Source organism: Enterobacter sp. BNK-16, from assembly GCF_048684955.1.
GTDB lineage: Bacteria > Pseudomonadota > Gammaproteobacteria > Enterobacterales > Enterobacteriaceae > Enterobacter > Enterobacter bugandensis.
This window is the reverse complement of sequence record NZ_JBLQTQ010000001.1, coordinates 2,962,190-2,983,115: the sequence shown is the minus strand read 5'-3', so window position 1 is coordinate 2,983,115 and position 20,926 is coordinate 2,962,190. Positions and strand designations below refer to the sequence as shown.

21 protein-coding genes are annotated in these 20,926 nt (G+C 56.3%); 12 read left to right on the top strand and 9 right to left on the bottom strand.

The genetic code is table 11. The features are described from left to right. Positions 1-29 precede the first annotated feature (29 nt). Entirely contained in the window at positions 30-446 is a 417-nt protein-coding gene (locus tag ACMGGH_RS14290; RefSeq protein ID WP_028012781.1) for a pyrimidine (deoxy)nucleoside triphosphate diphosphatase, read from the top strand. Here ACMGGH_RS14290 and ACMGGH_RS14285 read toward each other — a convergent pair. Then, positions 406-678, bottom strand: coding sequence for a YnjH family protein (locus ACMGGH_RS14285; protein ID WP_028012780.1), 273 nt, complete (start codon positions 676-678; stop codon positions 406-408). The two genes, ACMGGH_RS14290 and ACMGGH_RS14285, sit on opposite strands and share 41 nt — an antisense overlap. 227 nt (positions 679-905) lie before the next feature. Between ACMGGH_RS14285 and gdhA the strand changes: the two genes are divergently transcribed. Further along, a complete protein-coding gene (gdhA, locus tag ACMGGH_RS14280) occupies positions 906-2,249 on the top strand; it encodes an NADP-specific glutamate dehydrogenase (RefSeq protein ID WP_049001719.1) in 1,344 nt (447 codons plus the stop codon). A gap of 59 nt (positions 2,250-2,308) precedes the next feature. Here gdhA and ACMGGH_RS14275 read toward each other — a convergent pair whose 3' ends face one another. From ACMGGH_RS14275 to ACMGGH_RS14265, 3 genes are all read right to left on the bottom strand, one after another. Beyond that, the gene (locus ACMGGH_RS14275) at positions 2,309-4,216 is read right to left on the bottom strand and encodes a DNA topoisomerase III (RefSeq protein ID WP_232948103.1); all 1,908 of its coding nucleotides are present in this window, start codon (positions 4,214-4,216) and stop codon (positions 2,309-2,311) included. A gap of 4 nt (positions 4,217-4,220) precedes the next feature. Then, entirely contained in the window at positions 4,221-5,264 is a 1,044-nt protein-coding gene (gene selD / locus ACMGGH_RS14270; protein WP_028012777.1) for a selenide, water dikinase SelD, read from the bottom strand. 116 nt (positions 5,265-5,380) lie between these two features. Next, entirely contained in the window at positions 5,381-5,932 is a 552-nt protein-coding gene (locus ACMGGH_RS14265; RefSeq protein WP_232948102.1) for an NAD(P)H nitroreductase, read from the bottom strand. Between the two features lie 167 nt (positions 5,933-6,099). On the opposite strand from ACMGGH_RS14265, the gene sppA reads away from it, so the two are divergent. The 4 genes from sppA to ACMGGH_RS14245 all read left to right on the top strand — a co-directional run bounded on the left by sppA (position 6,100) and on the right by ACMGGH_RS14245 (position 11,116). Beyond that, positions 6,100-7,956: a signal peptide peptidase SppA gene (sppA, locus tag ACMGGH_RS14260; protein ID WP_232948101.1), complete on the top strand. Its 1,857-nt coding sequence runs from the start codon at positions 6,100-6,102 to the stop codon at positions 7,954-7,956. Positions 7,957-8,019: 63 nt separating this feature from the next. After that, the gene (gene ansA, locus ACMGGH_RS14255) at positions 8,020-9,036 is read left to right on the top strand and encodes an asparaginase (protein WP_420299127.1); all 1,017 of its coding nucleotides are present in this window, start codon (positions 8,020-8,022) and stop codon (positions 9,034-9,036) included. A 9-nt stretch (positions 9,037-9,045) separates the two neighbouring features. Next, positions 9,046-9,687, top strand: a complete 642-nt coding sequence (gene pncA, locus ACMGGH_RS14250) for a bifunctional nicotinamidase/pyrazinamidase (RefSeq protein WP_232948100.1) — start codon at positions 9,046-9,048, stop codon at positions 9,685-9,687. Positions 9,688-9,859: 172 nt separating this feature from the next. Next, positions 9,860-11,116, top strand: coding sequence for a glycoside hydrolase family 18 protein (locus ACMGGH_RS14245; RefSeq protein WP_232948099.1), 1,257 nt, complete (start codon positions 9,860-9,862; stop codon positions 11,114-11,116). 59 nt (positions 11,117-11,175) lie between these two features. Here ACMGGH_RS14245 and ACMGGH_RS14240 read toward each other — a convergent pair whose 3' ends face one another. Both ACMGGH_RS14240 and msrB read right to left on the bottom strand, forming a co-directional pair. Then, positions 11,176-11,454, bottom strand: coding sequence for a YeaC family protein (locus ACMGGH_RS14240; RefSeq protein WP_028012771.1), 279 nt, complete (start codon positions 11,452-11,454; stop codon positions 11,176-11,178). A 41-nt stretch (positions 11,455-11,495) separates the two neighbouring features. Continuing rightward, positions 11,496-11,909: a peptide-methionine (R)-S-oxide reductase MsrB gene (msrB, locus tag ACMGGH_RS14235; protein WP_028012770.1), complete on the bottom strand. Its 414-nt coding sequence runs from the start codon at positions 11,907-11,909 to the stop codon at positions 11,496-11,498. Between the two features lie 341 nt (positions 11,910-12,250). Here msrB and gapA point away from each other — a divergent pair, with 341 nt between their 5' ends. Then, the gene (gapA, locus tag ACMGGH_RS14230) at positions 12,251-13,246 is read left to right on the top strand and encodes a glyceraldehyde-3-phosphate dehydrogenase (protein ID WP_006809136.1); all 996 of its coding nucleotides are present in this window, start codon (positions 12,251-12,253) and stop codon (positions 13,244-13,246) included. 75 nt (positions 13,247-13,321) lie between these two features. Next, the gene (locus ACMGGH_RS14225) at positions 13,322-14,206 is read left to right on the top strand and encodes a D-hexose-6-phosphate mutarotase (RefSeq protein ID WP_041910476.1); all 885 of its coding nucleotides are present in this window, start codon (positions 13,322-13,324) and stop codon (positions 14,204-14,206) included. A 78-nt stretch (positions 14,207-14,284) separates the two neighbouring features. Here the strand turns inward: ACMGGH_RS14225 and ACMGGH_RS14220 are convergent, their stop codons facing one another. Beyond that, positions 14,285-15,031, bottom strand: coding sequence for a MipA/OmpV family protein (locus ACMGGH_RS14220; RefSeq protein ID WP_023335330.1), 747 nt, complete (start codon positions 15,029-15,031; stop codon positions 14,285-14,287). Positions 15,032-15,461: 430 nt separating this feature from the next. On the opposite strand from ACMGGH_RS14220, the gene yeaG reads away from it, so the two are divergent. The 3 genes from yeaG to ACMGGH_RS14205 all read left to right on the top strand — a co-directional run bounded on the left by yeaG (position 15,462) and on the right by ACMGGH_RS14205 (position 19,360). Beyond that, positions 15,462-17,396 (top strand): protein kinase YeaG, encoded by a 1,935-nt coding sequence (gene yeaG / locus ACMGGH_RS14215; RefSeq protein ID WP_014883443.1) that lies wholly within the window; start codon positions 15,462-15,464, stop codon positions 17,394-17,396. A 74-nt stretch (positions 17,397-17,470) separates the two neighbouring features. Continuing rightward, the gene (locus ACMGGH_RS14210) at positions 17,471-18,754 is read left to right on the top strand and encodes a YeaH/YhbH family protein (RefSeq protein ID WP_028012767.1); all 1,284 of its coding nucleotides are present in this window, start codon (positions 17,471-17,473) and stop codon (positions 18,752-18,754) included. A gap of 99 nt (positions 18,755-18,853) precedes the next feature. Continuing rightward, complete coding sequence (locus tag ACMGGH_RS14205; RefSeq protein ID WP_028012766.1) at positions 18,854-19,360, top strand: YbaK/prolyl-tRNA synthetase associated domain-containing protein; 507 nt, start codon at positions 18,854-18,856, stop codon at positions 19,358-19,360. A gap of 5 nt (positions 19,361-19,365) precedes the next feature. Here the strand turns inward: ACMGGH_RS14205 and yoaI are convergent, their stop codons facing one another. Next, positions 19,366-19,470 (bottom strand): small membrane protein YoaI, encoded by a 105-nt coding sequence (gene yoaI, locus ACMGGH_RS14200; RefSeq protein ID WP_088205013.1) that lies wholly within the window; start codon positions 19,468-19,470, stop codon positions 19,366-19,368. Positions 19,471-19,614: 144 nt separating this feature from the next. Here yoaI and ACMGGH_RS14195 point away from each other — a divergent pair, with 144 nt between their 5' ends. Further along, the gene (locus ACMGGH_RS14195; RefSeq protein ID WP_008500737.1) at positions 19,615-20,061 is read left to right on the top strand and encodes a DUF441 domain-containing protein; all 447 of its coding nucleotides are present in this window, start codon (positions 19,615-19,617) and stop codon (positions 20,059-20,061) included. Here ACMGGH_RS14195 and ACMGGH_RS14190 read toward each other — a convergent pair. Then, positions 20,045-20,836 carry an AraC family transcriptional regulator gene (locus ACMGGH_RS14190; protein ID WP_041910482.1) on the bottom strand — a complete coding sequence of 264 codons (792 nt, stop codon included), beginning with the start codon at positions 20,834-20,836 and terminating at the stop codon, positions 20,045-20,047. The genes ACMGGH_RS14195 and ACMGGH_RS14190 overlap by 17 nt on opposite strands. Positions 20,837-20,926 lie beyond the last annotated feature (90 nt).

Sequence of the window (20,926 nt, the reverse complement as noted above, 5' to 3'; positions counted from 1 at the left end):
GCGTTTTTCGCTATCAAGTATTGACGACCATGCTAAAAACAGTCGATGTCGTTGCGGCCATCATCGAAAAAGACGACAAAATTTTACTGGCACAGCGCCCTGCTCACGCCGACCAGCCGGGAATGTGGGAGTTCGCTGGCGGCAAAGTGGAGGCCGGAGAAACCCAGCCTGAGGCGCTTATCCGCGAGCTGCGTGAAGAGCTGGGTATCGAGGCACAGCCTGAGCAGTACGTGGCGAGCCATCAGCGCGAGGTATCACAGCGGTTAATCAACCTGCACGCCTGGCACGTACCCCGCTTCAGCGGAGAGTTAACGGCGCACTACCACAGCGCGCTGGCGTGGTGTACGCCGGAAGAGGCTTTCAGTTATGAGTTAGCTCCGGCGGATATTCCGCTGCTGGAGGCGTTTATTCTTTTACGCGCCGCCAGACCAGCGGGTTCGTGCTGATAGTGCGCTCGTCGCGCTGGCACTGCAGCAGCACGCCGTCAGCCTTCACCACCGCCCCTTCGGAATAATTCTGATCCTGATAAATGCAGCACTGGTTACACGGCTGCGCGCGCTGGCCGCTGGAGCTAAAGACCTCCGGCGGCACGTTTACCTCCACGTCCGGGCGAATGCGGTCCGCCTGCGCGCCTGCGGTCAACATCAACGATAGCGCTGCCATCACGTAACGGTTCATAGACTTCTCTTCCTGTTGTGTCCTGATAATGACTATAACGGTAAATCGGGCAGAATCTTTAATTTAGCGCGCCATCGCTTTTTGTTATGACGCGGCCCGGGTCATTAATTTCCCTTTCGGTCCACATTTCTGCTTGCTTCACAAAGCGGTACGGGTGGTATAGTCAAAAAAACAACACAAATCGCATAAGCAACATACATTAATTACTATAAGAGGTTCTTATATCTATGGATCAGACACGCTCTCTGGAAAGTTTCCTTGCCTATGTTCAGCAGCGCGACCCGCACCAAAGCGAATTTGCTCAGGCCGTTCGTGAAGTAATGACTACCCTCTGGCCGTTCCTTGAAGAAAACCCGCGCTATCGTCAACTGTCGCTGCTGGAACGTCTGGTTGAACCAGAGCGTGTGATCCAGTTCCGCGTGACCTGGGTGGATGACCGCAACCAGGTACAGGTCAACCGTGCCTGGCGCGTGCAGTTTAACTCCGCCATCGGCCCGTTTAAGGGCGGCATGCGCTTCCACCCTTCCGTGAACCTGTCGATTCTGAAATTCCTTGGCTTTGAACAGACGTTTAAAAACGCCCTCACCACCCTGCCAATGGGCGGCGGTAAAGGCGGGAGCGATTTCGACCCGAAAGGCAAAAGCGAAGGTGAAGTCATGCGTTTCTGCCAGGCGCTGATGACCGAGCTCTACCGCCACCTCGGCCCGGATACCGACGTGCCTGCCGGTGATATCGGCGTGGGCGGACGTGAAGTGGGCTTTATGGCCGGGATGATGAAAAAACTCTCCAACAACAGCGCCTGCGTCTTTACCGGCAAAGGGTTATCGTTTGGCGGCAGCCTGATCCGCCCGGAGGCGACCGGCTACGGCCTGGTTTACTTCACCGAGGCAATGCTCAAGCGTCACGGCTTAGGTTTCGAGGGGATGCGCGTGGCGGTCTCCGGCTCCGGTAACGTGGCGCAGTACGCTATCGAAAAAGCGATGCAGTTTGGTGCCCGCGTGGTGACGGCCTCCGACTCTAAAGGCACGGTAGTGGACGAAGCGGGCTTTACGGCGGAGAAACTGGCGCGCCTGTGCGAAATCAAAGCCAGCCGCGATGGCCGACTTGCCGATTATGCCGCGGAGTTTGGCCTGACGTATCTGGAAGGCAAACAGCCGTGGGGCGTACCGGTGGATATCGCCCTGCCGTGCGCCACGCAAAACGAACTGGACGCGGACGCCGCGCGCACGCTGATTAGCAACGGTGTGAAGGCGGTGGCCGAAGGGGCGAATATGCCGACCACTATCGAGGCAACGGATCTGTTCCTGGAGGCGGGCGTGCTGTTTGCGCCAGGCAAGGCGGCGAACGCGGGCGGCGTGGCAACCTCCGGCCTGGAGATGGCGCAAAACGCGGCGCGGCTCGGCTGGAAGGCGGAGAAAGTGGATGCCCGTTTGCACCACATCATGCTGGATATTCACCATGCCTGCGTCGAGTACGGCGGCGAGGCATCGCAAACCAACTACGTGCGCGGGGCGAATATCGCCGGGTTCGTGAAGGTGGCGGATGCGATGATTGGGCAGGGTGTGATTTAAGGTTTATATCGTGCGGCCGGGTGCCCTCTCCCACAGGGAGAGGGAGAAAACCGGGTGTATCAGGCCGCGCTCTTTTTCTTTTTGAACGGTTTCTTCGCGCCACCACCGGGTGCAACCATCCCTCTGAACCGCTTCACCGGCGTGCTGCGCGCCTGATCGATCAGCTGGTAAAGCGTCCCCACCAGCGGCTGCATAAAGTCCTGATAGCGGCACTGCTTTTCGCTGATTTGCGTCAGTACGGATTCCCAGTGCGCGGTCATGTCCGGCCTTGCGGCCAGCTCCGGCAGGGAGTGTATGAGCGCCCGGCCCGGTTCCGTTGAGTGGATGTAGCGCCCCTTTTTCTCAAGAAAACCGCGCTTAAAGAGCAGCTCGATGATCCCCGCGCGGGTTGCTTCCGTACCCAGTCCATCGGTGGCGCGCAGGATCTTCTTCAGATCTTTATCCTGCACAAAGCGGGCGATCCCGGTCATGGCCGACAGCAGCGTCGCATCGGTGAAGTGGCGCGGCGGCTGGGTCTGACGTTCAACCACTTCGCCCTTCTCGCACAGCAGTTCGTCATCTTTAGCGACCACCGGCAGCGGCGTGCCGTCGTTCTCCTCATCGCGCTCTTTATTGCCGAGGAGCGTGCGCCAGCCCGCTTCCGCGAGGAAACGCGCTTTAGCGATAAACTTGCCTTTGGCAATTTCCAGCTCGATGACGCACTTGCGGAACACCGCGTCCGGGCAGAACTGCATCAGGTACTGACGGGCGATCAGGTTATAGACCTTCGCTTCGTTATCGGTCAGGTTGACCTTGCTGGCGCGCGCCGTCGGGATAATCGCGTGGTGGGCATCGACCTTTTTGTCGTCCCAGCAGCGGTTATGGGTGTCCGGGTTAACGACAGACTGCGGGAGCAGATCCGGCGCGTGGACGCCGATAGCATTCATCACCGAATGGCGTCCGGCAAAGTGCTCTTCCGGCAGGTAGCGGCTGTCCGAACGTGGATAGGTGATCAGCTTGTGGGTTTCGTAGAGTTTCTGGCAGATATCCAGCACGTTCTGCGCGCTGAGGCCAAAGCGCTTCGCGGCCTCAATCTGCAGAGCAGAAAGGGAGAACGGCAGCGGCGCGGGTTCTGATTCCCGTTTATCGTTATAGCTGGTAACGATGGCAGGCTGGCCGGTAATACGGTTAACCACATGCTCCGCCAGCGGACGATGCAGCAAACGCCCCTCTTCATCCTGGTACGACTCGCAGGCGTCGCTCGGCTGCCAGACGGCGGTAAAGCGCTCGTCTTTCGGCGTGACGATATGCGCCTTCACTTCAAAGAAATCTTTGGCGACGAAGTTCTCGATCTCTTCGTCGCGACGCACCACCAGCCCCAGCACCGGCGTCTGCACGCGGCCCACGGAGAGTACGCCCTGATAGCCCGCGTTACGCCCGAGGATGGTGTAGGCGCGGGTCATGTTGATCCCGTACAGCCAGTCCGCTCGGGCGCGCGCTAAAGCAGAGACGCACAGGGGGATAAACTCGCTGTTGGAACGCAGGCGCGAGATCGCCCGCTCAACGGCCTGCGGGTTGAGGTCGTTGATCAGGCAGCGCTGCACCTGCTGACGCTTTTCCGACGCCAGCTCAAGATAGTCCAGCACTTCGTCCACCAGCAGCTGCCCTTCCCTGTCCGGGTCACCTGCGTGGACCACTTCCGTCGCCTCATGCAGGAAGCGCTTAATGACGTTGAGCTGTTTGGTGACGGACGGACGAGGCTGAAGACGCCATTTTTCCGGCACGATGGGCAGATCGTTGAGGTTCCAGCGGGCGTAGCGGCTGTCGTAGACGTCCGGCTGCGCCTGTTCAAGCAGGTGGCCGATACACCAGGTGACCACCTGCCCGTTACCGCATTCGATAAAGCCGTCGCCTTTGCGATGCGGTTTAGGCAGCACGTCGGCGATGGCACGGGCCAGGCTCGGCTTTTCGGCAATAAACAACCGCATCGAATTAACGGATCTCAATCATCGGTCGGCCGCCGCGGGCGGTCACCAGTTCGCCGATCGCCGTCAGGGTGATGCCAAACTCGGCGGCGGTTGCCTGAACCTCGGCTTCGGATTCCGGCGTGACGGCCAGCAGCAGGCCGCCGGAGGTTTGCGGATCGCACAGCAGGTTGCGCCACGCCTCAGGCATTTCGCCCATCAGGTGACCGTAGCTGGCGAAGTTGCGCTGGGTACCGCCCGGAACCGCGCCCTGGGCAATGTACTCTTCCACGCCAGGCAGCTTCGGCACGTCCTGATACCAGACCTGCGCCTGTACGCCCGCCCCCTGACAGACTTCAGAGAGGTGCCCCAGCAGGCCAAAACCGGTGACGTCGGTCATCGCCTTTACGCCGTCGATATTGGCGAACGCCGCGCCGGCGAGGTTCATCTGGCACATGACTTCCGTCGCCAGACCTTTGTGCTCCGGTTTGAGCAGGGATTTTTTCTCAGCGGTGGTGAGCACACCAATGCCCAGCGGCTTGGTGAGGAACAGCTTGCAGCCCGCCTGCGCGGTGCTGTTGCGCTTCACGCGCTCGGTCGGCACCACGCCGGTAACGGCCAGGCCGAAGATCGGCTCTGGCGCATCAATCGAGTGGCCGCCGGCCAGCGCAATCCCCGCCTGCTGGCAGGCGAAACGCCCGCCATCAATCACCTCGCGGGCGATTTCCGGTGGAATGGTGTTGATCGGCCAGCCCAGAATGGCGATGGCCATGATCGGCTTACCGCCCATGGCGAAGATATCGCTGATGGCGTTGGTGGCCGCGATGCGCCCGAAGTCGAACGGGTTATCAACAATCGGCATAAAGAAGTCAGTGGTGCTGATAATGCTGGTGCCGTTACCTAAGTCATAAACCGCCGCATCGTCACGCGTTTCGTTGCCGACAAGCAGGTTCGGGTCGACAAACTTCGCCTGTTCACTGTGCAGAATGGTCTCCAGCACTTTCGGGGAAATTTTACAACCGCAACCGGCTCCGTGGCTGTACTGCGTTAAACGAATGGTTTGCTCGCTCATGGACGTCTCCTGTCATCTCAATCGCGCTATGGTAGCGCTCATTCCATAAAGAGGTAAGTATGACTGTCTGAATTCTGCGGCGGATGCTCAGAATCCAGACAGTTTAGCGCGTGTAATTAAAAACGGCTGACGAAAGGCGTGGTGTCCGGCACGCTAATGGTGCTGGAGGCTTTAAGCTGCGGGGTGCCGAGGTAAAGGAAACCGACAATTTTGTCGTGCTCACCGCAGGAGAATCCTGCCCGCACTGCGGCGCTCTCGGTCAGCGGCCCGGTGCGCCAGATACCGTTAAAGCCCTGCGCAACGGCGGCCATCTGCATCGCCATCACCGCACAGCCGGCAGACATTTCCTGCTCCCAGACCGGCACCTTATGGTCGGCCTGGCATTTCGCCACGACAGCGATAATCATCGGGGCGCGGAACGGCGCGTTACGCGCCTTGTCGATACCTTTCTCATCCTGCCCGGCGGCAACTGCCCCCTGCTCCATCAGCTGACTGAAGCGATCGCGGCCTTCGCCTTCAATCACAAAGAAGTGCCACGGCAGCAGCGTGCCATGATCCGGCGCACGCATACCGGCACGCAGAATGTTTTCCAGCTGCTCGCCCGCTGGGGCGGGTTCGGCCAGACGTGACGCGCTACGACGGTTAACAAGCAGTTCGAGTGCATCCATTGGTTAACTCCTTTCTTGAAATTTACTCACAAAATTAACACGACGGCAGATTTTGTTACAGCCTGGCAGGCGATTCCTGCTGACAAGTGGCGGTTGGGTCATTACGATAACCCAACATTACCGTCCAGTGGCGACGGAAACAGTCATTTTCTGGTTAGGGAGAATACATGCGAACCCTTTGGCGAATCTTTGCCGGTTTCTTTAAATGGACGTGGCGACTGCTCAACTTCGTCCGCAACCTGGTGATGAACATCTTCTTCATCCTGCTGGTTCTGGTTTGCGCGGGCATCTGGATGCATATCAGCAACGCGAATCAGGCGCAGCATTCGACTCGTGGGGCCCTGTTACTCGATATCACCGGCGTGATCGTTGATAAACCGTCCACCAGCAATCGTCTGGGGGTGATCGGCCGCCAGCTGTTTGGCGCGACGTCAGACCGCCTGCAGGAGAACTCCCTGTTCGATATCGTCGATACTATCCGTCAGGCCAAAGACGACCGAAACATCACCGGGATCGTGCTGGATCTGAAAGATTTTGCCGGCGGCGACCAGCCTTCTATGCAGTACATCGGTAAAGCGCTGCGCGAATTCCGCGACAGCGGCAAGCCGGTGATTGCCGTGGGCGACAGCTACAGCCAGGGGCAATATTATCTGGCAAGCTTCGCCAATAAGATCTGGCTTTCGCCACAGGGAACGGTCGATCTGCACGGTTTTGCCACCAACGGCCTGTACTACAAATCGCTGCTCGATAAGCTGAAGGTCACCACCCACGTCTTCCGCGTCGGCACCTATAAATCTGCCGTGGAGCCGTTTATCCGCGACGATATGTCCCCTGCCGCCCGTGAAGCGGACAGCCGTTGGATTGGCGAGCTGTGGCAGAACTATCTGGGTACCGTTGCCGCTAACCGTCAAATTACCGCTGAGCAGGTGTTCCCTGGCGCTCGCGGCGTGCTGGATGGACTGCGCAAGGTCGACGGAGATACCGCGAAATATGCGCTCGACAACAAGCTGGTTGACGCGCTGGGCACCAGTGCAGATATCGAAAAAGCCCTGACCAAACAGTTTGGCTGGAGCAAAGAGGACAAAAACTACAGCGCCATCAGCATGTATGACTATGCTGCGAAAAAGCCGGACGACAGCGGCGACAGCGTAGCCGTGGTGTTTGCTAACGGCGCTATCATGGACGGTCAGGAAACCCCGGGGAACGTCGGGGGTGATACTACCGCGTCGCAAATCCGCGATGCACGCCTTGACCCGAAAGTGAAAGCGATTGTCCTGCGGGTGAACAGCCCTGGCGGCAGCGTTAGCGCTTCCGAAGTGATCCGCGCCGAGCTGGCCGCAGCGCGTGCCGCTGGCAAGCCGATCGTCGTATCCATGGGCGGCATGGCCGCGTCTGGCGGGTACTGGATCTCCACGCCTGCCAACTATATTGTGGCGAACACAAGCACGCTGACCGGCTCGATTGGCATCTTCGGGGTGATTAACACCGTGGAAAACAGCCTGGATTATCTGGGCGTGCATACCGATGGTGTTTCCACGTCGCCGCTGGCGGATGTGTCGATGACCAAATCTCTGCCGCCGGAAGTTTCAGAGATGATGCAGCTGAGCATTGAGAACGGCTATAAACGCTTTATCACGCTGGTTGCCGACTCGCGTAAGAAGACGCCGGAACAGATCGACAAGATTGCTCAGGGCCACGTCTGGACCGGACAGGATGCGAAGAGTAACGGTCTGGTCGACAGCCTGGGCGACTTCGACGACGCGGTGAAGAAAGCCGCCGAACTGGCGAAGCTCAAGCAGTGGCACGTTGAGTATTATCAGGACGAACCGTCGTTCTTCGATATGGTGATGGACAGCATGTCCGTCTCCGTACGCGCCATGCTGCCGGAGGCGCTGCAGGCGTACCTGCCGGCCCCGGTGACCACGGCTGCGAAAGCGATGAAGGCGGAAAGCGATAAGCTCGCGGCCTTTAACGATCCACAAAGTCGTTACGCGTTTTGCCTGACCTGCGCGAACGTCCGTTAAAAACCGTCCCCTCTTCCCGTGAAGAGGGGATTTTTTTCTTTTGAAGAACAAGAACTCACTACCATGCTGAAGAAATCGATTTATGTAGCCTACACTGGCGGTACCATCGGTATGCAGCGCTCTGAAAATGGCTATATCCCCGTCTCCGGCCATCTGCAGCGTCAGCTTGCGTTGATGCCTGAATTCCACCGCCCGGAAATGCCTGACTTCACCATCCACGAATACGAGCCGCTGATGGACTCCTCCGACATGACGCCGGAAGACTGGCAGCACATCGCGGATGACATTAAAGCCCATTACGACCAGTACGACGGCTTCGTGATCCTGCACGGCACCGACACCATGGCGTTCACCGCTTCGGCGCTCTCCTTCATGCTGGAGAACCTGAGCAAGCCGGTGATCGTCACCGGGTCGCAAATACCGCTGGCGGAGCTGCGCTCGGACGGGCAGATCAACCTGCTGAACTCCCTGTACGTGGCGGCGAATTACCCGATCAACGAAGTGTCGCTGTTCTTTAACAATCGCCTGTATCGCGGCAACCGCACCACCAAAGCCCATGCCGACGGTTTTGATGCCTTTGCCTCCCCTAACCTGCAGCCGCTGCTGGAAGCGGGTATTCATATCCGTCGTCTGGGAACGCCTCCGGCACCGAACACCGCCGGCGAGCTGATTGTGCATCCGATTACTCCACAACCAATTGGCGTGGTCACCATCTATCCGGGCATCTCCGCGGACGTGGTGCGCAACTTCCTGCGCCAGCCGGTGAAAGCGCTGATCCTCCGTTCCTATGGCGTCGGCAACGCTCCGCAGAACGGCGAATTTCTGAAGGAGCTTCAGGAAGCAAGCGAGCGCGGAATTGTGGTGGTAAACCTGACCCAGTGCATGTCTGGCAAGGTCAATATGGGCGGTTATGCCACTGGCAACGCGCTGGCGCACGCGGGGGTGATCAGCGGCTTCGATATGACCGTTGAGGCGACGCTGACTAAACTTCACTATTTACTGAGTCAGGATCTGGACATTCAGTCCATTCGCCGCGCAATGATGCAAAACCTGCGCGGCGAGCTGACCCCGGACGAATAAGGAGCTCTCATGAAGCAACGCGCCCTGCTACTGGTCGATTTGCAAAATGATTTCTGCGCGGGCGGCGCGCTGGCCGTCGCCGAAGGTGACAGCACCGTTGACGTGGCAAATACCCTGATTGACTGGTGCAAAGCCCGCGGTGAAGCGGTTGTCGCCAGCCAGGACTGGCACCCGGCGAACCACGGCAGCTTTGCCAGCCAGCACAACGTTGAGCCTTTTACCCAGGGTGAACTCGACGGTCTGGCGCAAACCTTCTGGCCGGATCACTGCGTACAACAGACCGAAGGAGCGGAGCTGCACCCGCTCCTGAATCAGAAGGCCATCGACGCGGTGTTCCATAAAGGTGAAAACCCGGTTATCGACAGCTACAGCGCGTTTTTCGATAACGGGCATCGCCAGAAGACGGCGCTGGATGCGTGGTTGCGTCACCATGAAATCACGGAGCTGATCGTGCTGGGTCTGGCGACGGATTACTGCGTGAAGTTTACCGTGCTGGACGCGCTCCAGCTGGGTTATACCGTTAGCGTCATCACCGACGGCTGTCGTGGGGTGAACATCCAACCACATGACAGCGCCCAGGCGTTTATGGATATGGCCGCCGAAGGTGCCACGCTGTATACGCTGGCAGACTGGCTGGAAACGCAGGCGTAGCCTTTTAGGCCGGGTGGCGCTGACGCTTACCCGGCAAAACTCCTCCCCAATCCCCATAAAGTGAACTCCCTCGCATCCTCAGCGAAGCGGCAATGCTATTCTCTTCAGGCTGTTTTTTCGCCACGCCTTTTCTGTGGCGTGGTTATTTTTATTAAGTCAAAGAGGAACTTGTATGAAACGTTTGCCCCTGCTGGCAGCATTACCCTTGCTTTGCGCGTCGCTTGCTTCCGCCGCACCTCTGATGTCCGTGGGCTACTTTAACGGGGGTGGTGACGTCACCGCCGGACCGGGTGGCGATATCAATAAACTGGACGTTCGCCAGATCACCCACCTGAACTACTCGTTTGGTCTGGTCTATAACGACGAAAAAGACGAAACCAACGCCGCGCTGAAAGATCCGGCGAAACTGCATCAAATCTGGCTGTCGCCAAAAGTGGCGTCCGATCTGGCCTTAATCCCCACTCTGCGTAAGCAAAACCCGAACCTGAAAGTCCTGCTCTCCGTTGGCGGCTGGGGGGCGCGTGGCTTCTCTGGCGCAGCGGCAACCCAGGAGAGTCGCGCGGTGTTTATCCGCTCCGCGAAGGAAATTGTTGAGAAATACGGTCTGGACGGGATCGATCTCGACTGGGAATATCCGGTCAACGGCGCGTGGGGGCTGGTTGCAAGCCAGCCCGCCGACAGGGATAACTTCACCGCCCTGCTGAAAGAGATGCGCGACGCGTTCGGGCAGAAAAAGCTGGTGACCATTGCGGTGGGCGCGAATGCGGAAAGTCCGAAAAGCTGGGTGGATGTCAAAGCCATCGCCCCGCTCCTCGACTACATCAACCTGATGACCTACGACATGGCGTACGGGACACAGTACTTCAACGCGAACCTGTATGACTCCAGCGCCTGGCCAACGGTGGCTGCCGCCGACAAATACAGCGTCGATTTTGTGGTGAACAACTATCTGGCCGCCGGACTTAAGCCGAAGCAGATGAACCTCGGGATCGGTTTTTACGGCCGCGTACCGAAACGTGCGGTTGAACCGGGCATTGACTGGAGCAAGCCGGACGCGCAAAAAAATCCGGTCACACAGCCCTACTTTGGACCGCAGGAGATCGCCCTGTTTAAGTCGCTCGGCTATGACCTGGCTAAAGATACCTACGTGAAGTACAACGATATCGTGAAGAAGCTGCTGAACGATCCGCAGAAGCGTTTTACCGAGCACTGGGACGACCAGGCGAAGGTACCGTGGCTCTCGGTAAAGGGTGCCGATGGCAACGCGCTGTTTGCGATTTCGTATGAGAATCCGCGTTCTGTCGCGATCAAGGCGGACTACATCAAAGAGAAAGGCCTCGCCGGGGCGATGTTCTGGGAGTACGGAGCAGACGACAATAATCAGTTAGCGAAACAGCTGGCGGAGTCGCTCGGGATCCCGCACAAGTAGTAAGACACCAGGCCCTCTCCCACATAGAGAGGGCCTGGTGAGGGCATCAACCCGCACCGTTATTGCATTTTGATCGTCGCAATCGGCTTCGGCGTGATGCCAAAATCTTCCTTCAGCTCGCGCTTGCTCTTCATCACCATCTGACCGTTAGTGTCGATAGTCATGTGTTGCGCATCGGTGTTATTGCGCGCCTGCCACAGCATCACCAGCTGCAAACTGTTCTCTTTTTGCTCAGGCGTGAGCGCCACACCGTCCGGCCATTTTCCCAGCTCAACGGCGGTCACCAGACGTTGATAAACTTCCGGGGTCATCCCGTTAATCATGTCCTCAATATTCACGATCTCTCCCTTTCAAAGGAATAATTTGCTGAATCGTTTTTTCAACCCTTAATCTGGTCGCCGTTTTCATCATCGGTGAAGCTCATTGAGGCTGAATTCACGCAGAAACGCTCACCCGTTGGCTGAGGACCATCCGGGAAGACGTGCCCCAGGTGCGCGTCGCAGTTACCGCAGCGAATTTCCGTGCGCACCATACCGTGCGACGAGTCGGTCAGATAGCGGATTGCGTCATCGCTCACCGGCTCGTAAAAGCTCGGCCAGCCGCAGCCGGAGTCGTATTTAGTTTGTGAATTGAACAGCGGGGCATCGCAGACCAGACAGTGATAGACACCGTCTCGCTTGTTGTGCAGTAATCGCCCGGTAAATGGCGGCTCCGTGCCGTGATTCTGGGTCACGTAAAACTGCATTTCGGTGAGGTTTTTTTTCAAATCGTCAGGGTTATGTTGGTTCGACATATGCTTACATCTCGCTGTAGAAACAGACATCTTTTAACCCGGATTCTAACAAAACATTAACACCCTTGCGTGCACTTTTGTTCTAAACTTATGTGTCGCGAAAAGGCGGTCAGGCAATTGTGATCACGTTCACATTTTTATCCTGCGAGGACTTTAAAATTCCGGGCGCAGCCCCCATGTGGTTGCAAGCTCAAAGGGAAAGTGAGGCGAGTCAGTCGCACAAACGTTAGTCACAGGATTGATTTGTCGCAATGATTGACACGATTCCGCTTGACGCTGCGTAAGGTTTTTGTAATTTTACAGGCAACCTTTTATTCACTAACAAATAGCTGGTGGAATATATGACTATCAAAGTAGGTATCAACGGTTTTGGCCGTATCGGCCGTATTGTTTTCCGTGCTGCTCAGAAACGTTCTGACATCGAAATCGTTGGTATCAACGATCTCCTGGACGCTGAATACATGGCGTACATGCTGAAGTACGACTCAACTCACGGTCGTTTCGACGGCACCGTTGAAGTGAAAGACGGCCACCTGGTTGTTAACGGCAAAACCATCCGCGTTACTGCTGAGAAAGACCCAGCTAACCTGAAATGGAACGAAATCGGTGTTGACGTTGTTGCTGAAGCAACCGGTATCTTCCTGACCGACGAAACTGCACGTAAACACATCACTGCGGGTGCGAAGAAAGTTGTTCTGACTGGTCCTTCCAAAGACAACACCCCAATGTTCGTTCGCGGTGCAAACTTCGAAACTTACGCTGGCCAGGACATCGTTTCTAACGCATCCTGCACCACCAACTGCCTGGCACCGCTGGCTAAAGTGATCAACGACAACTTCGGCATCATCGAAGGTCTGATGACTACCGTTCACGCGACCACCGCTACTCAGAAAACCGTTGACGGCCCGTCTCACAAAGACTGGCGCGGCGGCCGTGGCGCGGCTCAGAACATCATCCCATCCTCTACCGGTGCTGCTAAAGCTGTTGGTAAAGTACTGCCAGAACTGAATGGCAAACTGACTGGTATGGCGTTCCGCGTTCCAACTCCTAACGTATCCGTTGTTGACCTGACCGTTCGTCTGGAAAAAGCTGCTTCTTATGAAGAAATTAAGAAAGCAATCAAAGCTGCTTCCGAAGGCCCAATGAAAGGCGTTCTGGGTTACACCGAAGACGACGTTGTATCTACCGATTTCAACGGCGAAGTGTGCACTTCCGTGTTCGATGCTAAAGCAGGTATCGCACTGAACGACAACTTCGTGAAACTGGTTTCCTGGTACGACAACGAAACCGGTTACTCTAACAAAGTACTGGACCTGATCGCTCACATCTCCAAATAAGTTGAGATGAGTGATTGATCCAAAAAGGCGACTTCGGTCGCCTTTTTTATTGTTTTTTAGACAGAGGATTGCTTAATGATAAATAAAATTTTTGCACTTCCGGTAGTCGAACAACTTACCCCTGTGCTCTCCCGCCGTCAGATTGACGGTGCTGACGTTATCGTCGTTGACCACCCGCGCGTTAAAGCCTCCGTGGCGCTGAACGGCGCGCACCTGCTCTCCTGGAAACCGGAAGGCGAAGCGGAAGCGCTGTGGCTGAGTGACGCCACCTCGTTCAAAAAAGGGGATGCGATTCGCGGCGGCGTACCGATCTGCTGGCCGTGGTTTGGCCCGTCCGCACAGCCGGGTTTGCCTTCTCACGGTTTCGCCCGTAACCAGCAGTGGACGCTGAAAGCGCATAACGAAGATGACAACGGCGCAGTGCTGACCTTTGAGCTGCAGGCTAATGATGAAACCCGCGCCCTGTGGCCGCATGATTTCACCCTGTATGCCCGATTCAAACTGGGTCAAAGCTGCGAGATTGAGCTGGAAGCCCACGGCGAGTTCGAGACCACCTCTGCCCTGCATACCTACTTCAACGTGGGTGACATCAATGCAGTGAAGGTGAGCGGCCTGGGCGATACCTTTATCGACAAAGTTGATAACGCGAAGGAAGGTAAGCTGAGCGACGGCGTTCAGGCGTTCCCTGACCGTACTGACCGCGTCTATCTGCATCCGGAAGCGTGCAGCGTGATCCACGACGGTGCTCTGAACCGCGGCATTGAGGTGGTTCATCACCATCATAGCAACGTGGTGGGCTGGAACCCAGGGCCTGCACTCTCCATCAGCATGGCCGACATCCCTGATGACGGTTACAAAACGTTCGTCTGCGTGGAAACAGCCTGCGTGACGACCCCGCAAAAAGCGAGCGAGGAAAAGCCGTCTCGTTTAGGGCAGACAATTCGCATCGTTAAGCGATAAGGTCGCTGCACCACACCAAAGCAAACGGGGCGCAAGCGCCCCGTTTTGATGCAATGATTGCACCGCAATAATGCACAATCAGAACTTGTAGGTCACACCCACCGAGAAGATGCCAGCCCAGGACTTATCAACCATCGGGCTATCCTTCACTTCGTCGCTCAGACGCTCGTAACGGCCGGTACCGTAGACGCTCCAGTCGCCGAGGAAGTTATAGCTCGCGGTCAGCTCCAGGTAAGGATCCCAGCCATCATCGGCGCTGTAGCTTTTCAGCCCACTGCGGCGGGACTCGTTTTTAGAAACGCCGTAGTAATAGTCGTTGTAGTTTTCACTGTTGTACTGCACGCCGATACCCGGCGTCAGGGTGAGCCCACCGTTGGTATAGCGATACAACCACGCCAGATCCCAGATAAAGCCGTTGCTGTTATCCAGCGTATCACCCGCCAGGGCCGTACGGAGGAAGCCATACTGGGTGTTATGCACGTATGAAAGCCCGGCCATCATGGAGCTTTTGCGCTTGTCGAGCTGGCGAAGCGCGTGGCTGTCGCTGTCGCCAGGCTTGAAGTGCGTTGGATCGTAGTAGGCCATGATAGAAAGCTTATCGGCCGTATCGTTCCACAGATAGTAGCCGCCGCCGAGACCGCGGAACCAGAAGTTATCGCCTTCATAGGTGATAACGGGTACAGGATAAACATCGCGGTCATACTGTTTGTATGGGCTGTTAATGACGCCAACGCCCGCACCCACCGTCCACTGACTTTCCGCCTGAGCGGTGCTAACTGCGGTCGCGGCAAGGATGCCCAATGCCAGAAGTTTGAGTTTGGTCACAATCCATTCTTTCCTGTAGTCAAATAATCAGCGGGTGAAGTGTAACCGCCATTCCCGTACATCCCAAAATTTTTTGCCTGCTAATCAGTCTGATTAACCCATTATTTTTAACTTTTCAGATGACAACCCGCTTTCATTTATATGACCGATGAATGAAAAACGTGCTTAAGCCTTATAACCAGGGTGGAAATTTTTGGATGAGTTATTGATATGTCATTGAAATTAGTTTTTCTCAGCATGCAAGTTTGGCAAATGCCATCTACGCTTAAATTTAAGAAGAGTTTTCCTGAACACCTGCGGTTCTTAGCGTCTGACCTGGCACACAGGTTGCTGCTCTGGCAGTGGGGTGCGAGAGATTCTCTTCCGGGAGCCTCCACTACTCATACGAACGGCTCTTATCCTGTGCTAAAAAACGAAAGGACGGCATGCCATGAATATATTCGATCACTATCGCCAGCGCTACGAAGCTGCCAAGGACGAAGAGTTCACACTGCAGGAGTTTCTTACCATTTGTCGGCAAGATCGCAGTGCCTATGCCAATGCGGCAGAACGGCTATTGATGGCTATCGGTGAGCCAAACATGGTTGATACTGCCCTGGAGCCACGGCTTTCCCGTCTATTTTCGAATCGGGTGGTCGCCCGATATCCGGCGTTCGAAGAGTTCTATGGTATGGAAGATGCCATTGAACAGATTGTCTCCTATCTGAAGCATGCCGCCCAGGGTCTGGAAGAGAAGAAACAGATCCTCTATTTACTCGGCCCCGTCGGAGGCGGTAAATCCTCGCTGGCTGAACGCCTGAAGTCTCTGATGCAGCGCGTACCGATTTATGTGCTGAGCGCCAACGGCGAACGCAGCCCGGTGAACGACCATCCGCTGTGCCTGTTTAACCCGCAGGAAGATGCGCAAATTCTGGATAAAGAGTTTGGCATCCCGCGTCGCTACCTCGGCACCATTATGTCGCCGTGGGCGGCAAAACGCCTGCACGAATTTGGCGGTGATATCACCAAATTCCGCGTCGTGAAAGTGTGGCCATCCATACTGGAGCAGATCGCTATCGCCAAAACGGAACCGGGTGATGAGAACAACCAGGATATCTCGGCGCTGGTGGGTAAAGTCGATATCCGTAAGCTGGAAAACTTCGCACAAAACGACCCGGATGCCTATGGCTATTCCGGTGCGCTGTGCCGCGCCAACCAGGGGATTATGGAATTCGTCGAGATGTTTAAAGCACCGATCAAAGTGCTGCATCCTCTGCTGACGGCGACCCAGGAAGGGAACTACAACGGTACGGAAGGTATCTCCGCCCTGCCGTTTAACGGGATTATTCTCGCCCACTCGAACGAATCGGAATGGGTGACCTTCCGTAATAACAAAAACAATGAGGCCTTCCTTGACCGCGTGTACATCGTCAAGGTGCCTTATTGCCTGCGGATCTCCGAAGAGATCAAAATTTACGAAAAACTGCTTAACCACAGTGAGCTGGTGCATGCGCCATGCGCTCCGGGCACGCTGGAAACGCTCTCGCGCTTCTCCATCCTGTCGCGTCTGAAAGAGCCGGAAAACTCCAGCATCTATTCGAAAATGCGCGTCTACGACGGTGAAAGCCTGAAAGATACCGACCCGAAAGCGAAATCGTACCAGGAATACCGCGATTACGCCGGGGTTGATGAAGGGATGAACGGCCTCTCCACGCGTTTCGCGTTTAAGATCCTCTCACGGGTCTTTAACTTCGACCACGCGGAAGTGGCGGCCAACCCGGTTCATCTGTTCTACGTCCTGGAGCAGCAAATCGAGCGCGAGCAGTTCCCGCAGGAGCAGGCTGAACGCTACCTTGAGTTCCTGAAAGGCTACCTGATCCCAAAATACGCCGAGTTCATTGGCAAAGAGATCCAGACGGCCTATCTGGAATCCTATTCAGAATACGGGCAGAACATTTTCGACCGCTATGTCACCTATGCTGACTTCTGGATCCAGGATCAGGAGTACCGCGACCCGGATACCGGCCAGCTGTTTGATCGTGAATCCCTGAACGCGGAGCTGGAAAAAATCGAGAAGCCTGCCGGGATCAGCAACCCGAAAGACTTCCGTAATGAGATTGTGAACTTCGTCCTGCGCGCCAGAGCGCATAATAACGGGCGCAATCCGAACTGGACCAGCTACGAGAAGCTGCGCACGGTTATTGAGAAGAAAATGTTCTCCAATACCGAAGAGCTGCTGCCGGTGATCTCGTTTAACACCAAAACCTCAACCGACGAGCAGAAAAAACACGACGATTTTGTCGACCGTATGATGGAAAAAGGCTACACCCGCAAACAGGTTCGCCTGCTCTGCGAATGGTATCTGCGCGTGCGTAAATCGTCCTAAAACAAGTGCCCGGTAGCGCCTGCGCCTGCCGGGCCAACAAAAACGCAAGTTGGCAAATGCAGTACGGGGGGTATATGACCTGGTTTATTGACCGGCGTCTTAACGGCAAAAACAAGAGCACGGTGAACCGCCAGCGCTTCTTGCGCCGTTATAAAGCGCAAATTAAACAGTCGATCTCCGAGGCCATCAACAAACGCTCGGTGACCGACGTCGACAGCGGCGAGTCTGTCTCCATCCCTACCGATGACATCAGCGAACCGATGTTTCATCAGGGGCGCGGCGGCCTGCGCCATCGCGTTCATCCAGGTAACGACCACTTCGTTCAGAACGACAGAATTGAGCGCCCTCAGGGCGGCGGCGGTGGTTCAGGAAGCGGTCAGGGGCAGGCCAGCCAGGACGGTGAAGGCCAGGATGAGTTCGTTTTCCAGATTTCGAAAGATGAATATCTCGACCTGCTGTTTGAGGACCTTGCGCTGCCGAATCTGAAAAAGAATCAGCATCGTCAGCTTAACGAGTATAAAACCCATCGCGCGGGCTATACCGCTAACGGCGTGCCCGCCAATATCAGCGTTGTGCGTTCGTTGCAGAATTCTCTGGCGCGCCGCACGGCCATGACAGCGGGCAAACGTCGCGAACTGCGCGAGCTGGAGAGCAGCCTGAAGGTCGTGGAAAACACGGAGCCGGCGCAGCTGCTGGAAGAGGAGCGCCTGCGTAAAGAGATTGCCGAGCTAAGAGCGAAGATCGACCGCGTACCGTTTATCGATACCTTCGACCTGCGCTACAAGAACTACGAAAAACGTCCCGAACCCTCCAGCCAGGCGGTGATGTTCTGTCTGATGGACGTCTCCGGCTCGATGGACCAGGCCACCAAGGATATGGCGAAGCGTTTCTACATCCTGCTCTACCTGTTCCTGAGCAGAACCTATAAGAACGTGGAAGTGGTTTATATCCGCCATCACACCCAGGCCAAAGAGGTGGATGAACATGAGTTCTTCTACTCCCAGGAGACCGGGGGGACCATCGTATCAAGCGCCCTGAAGCTGATGGATGAAGTAGTGAAAGAGCGTTACGACCCGGCGCAGTGGAACATTTATGCCGCGCAGGCGTCGGATGGCGACAACTGGGCCGACGACTCACCGCTGTGTCACGAGATCCTGGCGAAGAAAATTCTGCCGGTGGTGCGTTACTACAGCTATATCGAAATTACCCGTCGCGCCCACCAGACCCTGTGGCGGGAATATGAACATCTGCAGTCCATGTTCGATAACTTTGCCATGCAGCATATCCGCGATCAGGATGATATTTATCCTGTGTTCAGGGAGCTGTTCCACAAGCAATCTGCTACCAGCAACGCATAACCCAACAGCCAGCGAATCCGCTGGCTGTTTTCTTTCGACCCCGTTTATCCCGTGCTAATGTAGCAAGCCGCATACTGGATTATCACCGGGAAAATTGTGATGACTGACGACGTTATGGGGACAAGTACCCACCATCAGCTGATTACCTTACTCACCGAGCAGGGCGCGCGTTTTCGCGTCATGGAGCACGAGGCGGTGGGGAAATGCGAAGCGGTGAGTGAAATTCGCGGGACCGATCTGCGCCAGGGGGCAAAAGCCCTGGTCTGCAAGGTGAAGGGCAACGGTGTTAAAAAACACGTACTGGCGATTCTGGCCGCCGACCTGCAGGCCGATCTGAGCCAGCTTGCCAGCCATTTTGGCGGGCTTAAAGCCTCCCTCGCCAGCCCGGCCGAGGTCGATACCCTTACCGCCTGCGTTTTTGGCGCGATCCCGCCCTTTAGCTTCCATCCTGATTTGGCGCTCGTGGCCGACCCGCTGCTGTTCGAGCGTTTCGACGAAATTGCCTTTAACGCCGGTTTACTGGAGAAATCCGTGATTATGGACACCCAGGATTACCTGCGCATCGCCCGTCCTGAGCTTGTAAACTTCCATAAAGCGTCGTCGTGACGGCGCTAGCCTCTTCTTTCCAGAAACAGCACGGAGGCGACGAGAATCACGGCAATAGCGAAAAACGATGAGGAGATAATGAGCGTTTCAACAAACATATGATCGTTCATGATGGCGATCCCTTTGCGATACCTGCCTTCGTTTTAATCCGCGTAAATGACAGGGTAATGACAGCGATAAAATCTTTTAAACGCTGTCCTCCGCCGCGTTTGCGCGTAAAGTAAGCAGGATAATTATTCTGGCAAGGATCCTCCATGTTTGACCCTACTCTGCTCATTCTTCTGGCGCTCGCCGCGCTCGGCTTTATCAGCCATAACACCACCGTCGCCATCTCGATTCTGGTGCTGATTATTGTGCGCGTGACTCCGTTAAATACCTTTTTCCCGTGGATAGAAAAACAAGGCCTCACCATCGGGATCATCATTTTAACCATCGGGGTGATGGCTCCCATCGCCAGCGGCACCCTTCCCGCCTCAACGCTGCTGCACTCGTTTGTGAACTGGAAATCACTGGTGGCGATCGCGGTGGGGATTTTTGTTTCGTGGCTGGGCGGACGCGGCGTTACGCTGATGAGCAGCCAGCCCTCGCTGGTGGCGGGCCTGCTGGTGGGCACGGTACTCGGCGTGGCGCTCTTCCGCGGCGTGCCGGTAGGCCCGCTGATTGCGGCAGGGCTGGTGTCCCTGTTTATCGGGAAGTCATAGTCAGGCTGGCCATGTAACGCGCCGGCGTCTGGCCCAGCCCCTTTTTGAACATGGTGATAAACGCGGTGGTAGAGTCATAGCCCAGAGACTGTGCCACCTGCTGCACCGATTTCCCGCTAATCAAATGCTGTAACGCCACGATCAGCTGAAGCTGGTGACGCCAGCGGCGAAAGCTTAAACCGGTCTCTTTGACCACCAGCCGCGCCAGGTTGCGTTCACTCATCGCGAAATGGCTCGCCCACTGCGCCAGCGTCTGCCAGGCGGCGGGCTCTTCCGCCATCTTCTCGCTCATCAGCCGGATTTTAGGATGGGGAGAGACGGGCAGCTGCAGATGCTCCTGGCGCTGGAGCGGCAGCTCGTCAAACAGGACGTCCACCAGACGCGATGTGGCCGCAAGATGCAGCTGTTCACGTGATTTCTCCGCCAGAGATAAAATCAGCTCCCGCACCAGGGGAGAGATTTTCAGGGTGCAGCAGCGGTCGGGCAGGCTGGCGGCACCAGGCTCAATAAACAAAAAGCAGAGCTGCGCCCCCGGCGTGGCCCTGTTGCTGTGCGGCATTTGGCCTGGGATCCAGACGGCATACTGGGGCGGTACCATCAGCATCGCATTTTCCACTTCGCAGGTGATCGCGCCGCCAAGGGCCAGAATCAGCTGCCCCTTACGGTGTTGATGCTGCGGAATATATTGTTCTTCCGTCACCACGCGGATGCGAAACGCAACGGCCGCATCGTGCTGGCTATCAGGATCGTAGCCGTCCAGTCCCAGACCAATCATCAGGTTGTCCGATATTAGCGATAAACTGTCATTTTAGCCTGATTTCAACCGCGGAGAAAATCGGTATTGTGTGCGCTCGCTTGAACGTAT

Coding starts and splice junctions, on each gene's coding strand:
- ACMGGH_RS14290 (WP_028012781.1), top strand. CDS start 30: ATGCTAAAAACAGTCGATGTCGTTGCGGCCATCATCGAAAAAGACGAC.
- ACMGGH_RS14285 (WP_028012780.1), bottom strand. CDS start 678: ATGAACCGTTACGTGATGGCAGCGCTATCGTTGATGTTGACCGCAGGC.
- gdhA (WP_049001719.1), top strand. CDS start 906: ATGGATCAGACACGCTCTCTGGAAAGTTTCCTTGCCTATGTTCAGCAG.
- ACMGGH_RS14275 (WP_232948103.1), bottom strand. CDS start 4,216: ATGCGGTTGTTTATTGCCGAAAAGCCGAGCCTGGCCCGTGCCATCGCC.
- selD (WP_028012777.1), bottom strand. CDS start 5,264: ATGAGCGAGCAAACCATTCGTTTAACGCAGTACAGCCACGGAGCCGGT.
- ACMGGH_RS14265 (WP_232948102.1), bottom strand. CDS start 5,932: ATGGATGCACTCGAACTGCTTGTTAACCGTCGTAGCGCGTCACGTCTG.
- sppA (WP_232948101.1), top strand. CDS start 6,100: ATGCGAACCCTTTGGCGAATCTTTGCCGGTTTCTTTAAATGGACGTGG.
- ansA (WP_420299127.1), top strand. CDS start 8,020: ATGCTGAAGAAATCGATTTATGTAGCCTACACTGGCGGTACCATCGGT.
- pncA (WP_232948100.1), top strand. CDS start 9,046: ATGAAGCAACGCGCCCTGCTACTGGTCGATTTGCAAAATGATTTCTGC.
- ACMGGH_RS14245 (WP_232948099.1), top strand. CDS start 9,860: ATGAAACGTTTGCCCCTGCTGGCAGCATTACCCTTGCTTTGCGCGTCG.
- msrB (WP_028012770.1), bottom strand. CDS start 11,909: ATGTCGAACCAACATAACCCTGACGATTTGAAAAAAAACCTCACCGAA.
- gapA (WP_006809136.1), top strand. CDS start 12,251: ATGACTATCAAAGTAGGTATCAACGGTTTTGGCCGTATCGGCCGTATT.
- ACMGGH_RS14225 (WP_041910476.1), top strand. CDS start 13,322: ATGATAAATAAAATTTTTGCACTTCCGGTAGTCGAACAACTTACCCCT.
- yeaG (WP_014883443.1), top strand. CDS start 15,462: ATGAATATATTCGATCACTATCGCCAGCGCTACGAAGCTGCCAAGGAC.
- ACMGGH_RS14210 (WP_028012767.1), top strand. CDS start 17,471: ATGACCTGGTTTATTGACCGGCGTCTTAACGGCAAAAACAAGAGCACG.
- ACMGGH_RS14205 (WP_028012766.1), top strand. CDS start 18,854: ATGACTGACGACGTTATGGGGACAAGTACCCACCATCAGCTGATTACC.
- yoaI (WP_088205013.1), bottom strand. CDS start 19,470: ATGAACGATCATATGTTTGTTGAAACGCTCATTATCTCCTCATCGTTT.
- ACMGGH_RS14195 (WP_008500737.1), top strand. CDS start 19,615: ATGTTTGACCCTACTCTGCTCATTCTTCTGGCGCTCGCCGCGCTCGGC.
- ACMGGH_RS14190 (WP_041910482.1), bottom strand. CDS start 20,836: ATGATTGGTCTGGGACTGGACGGCTACGATCCTGATAGCCAGCACGAT.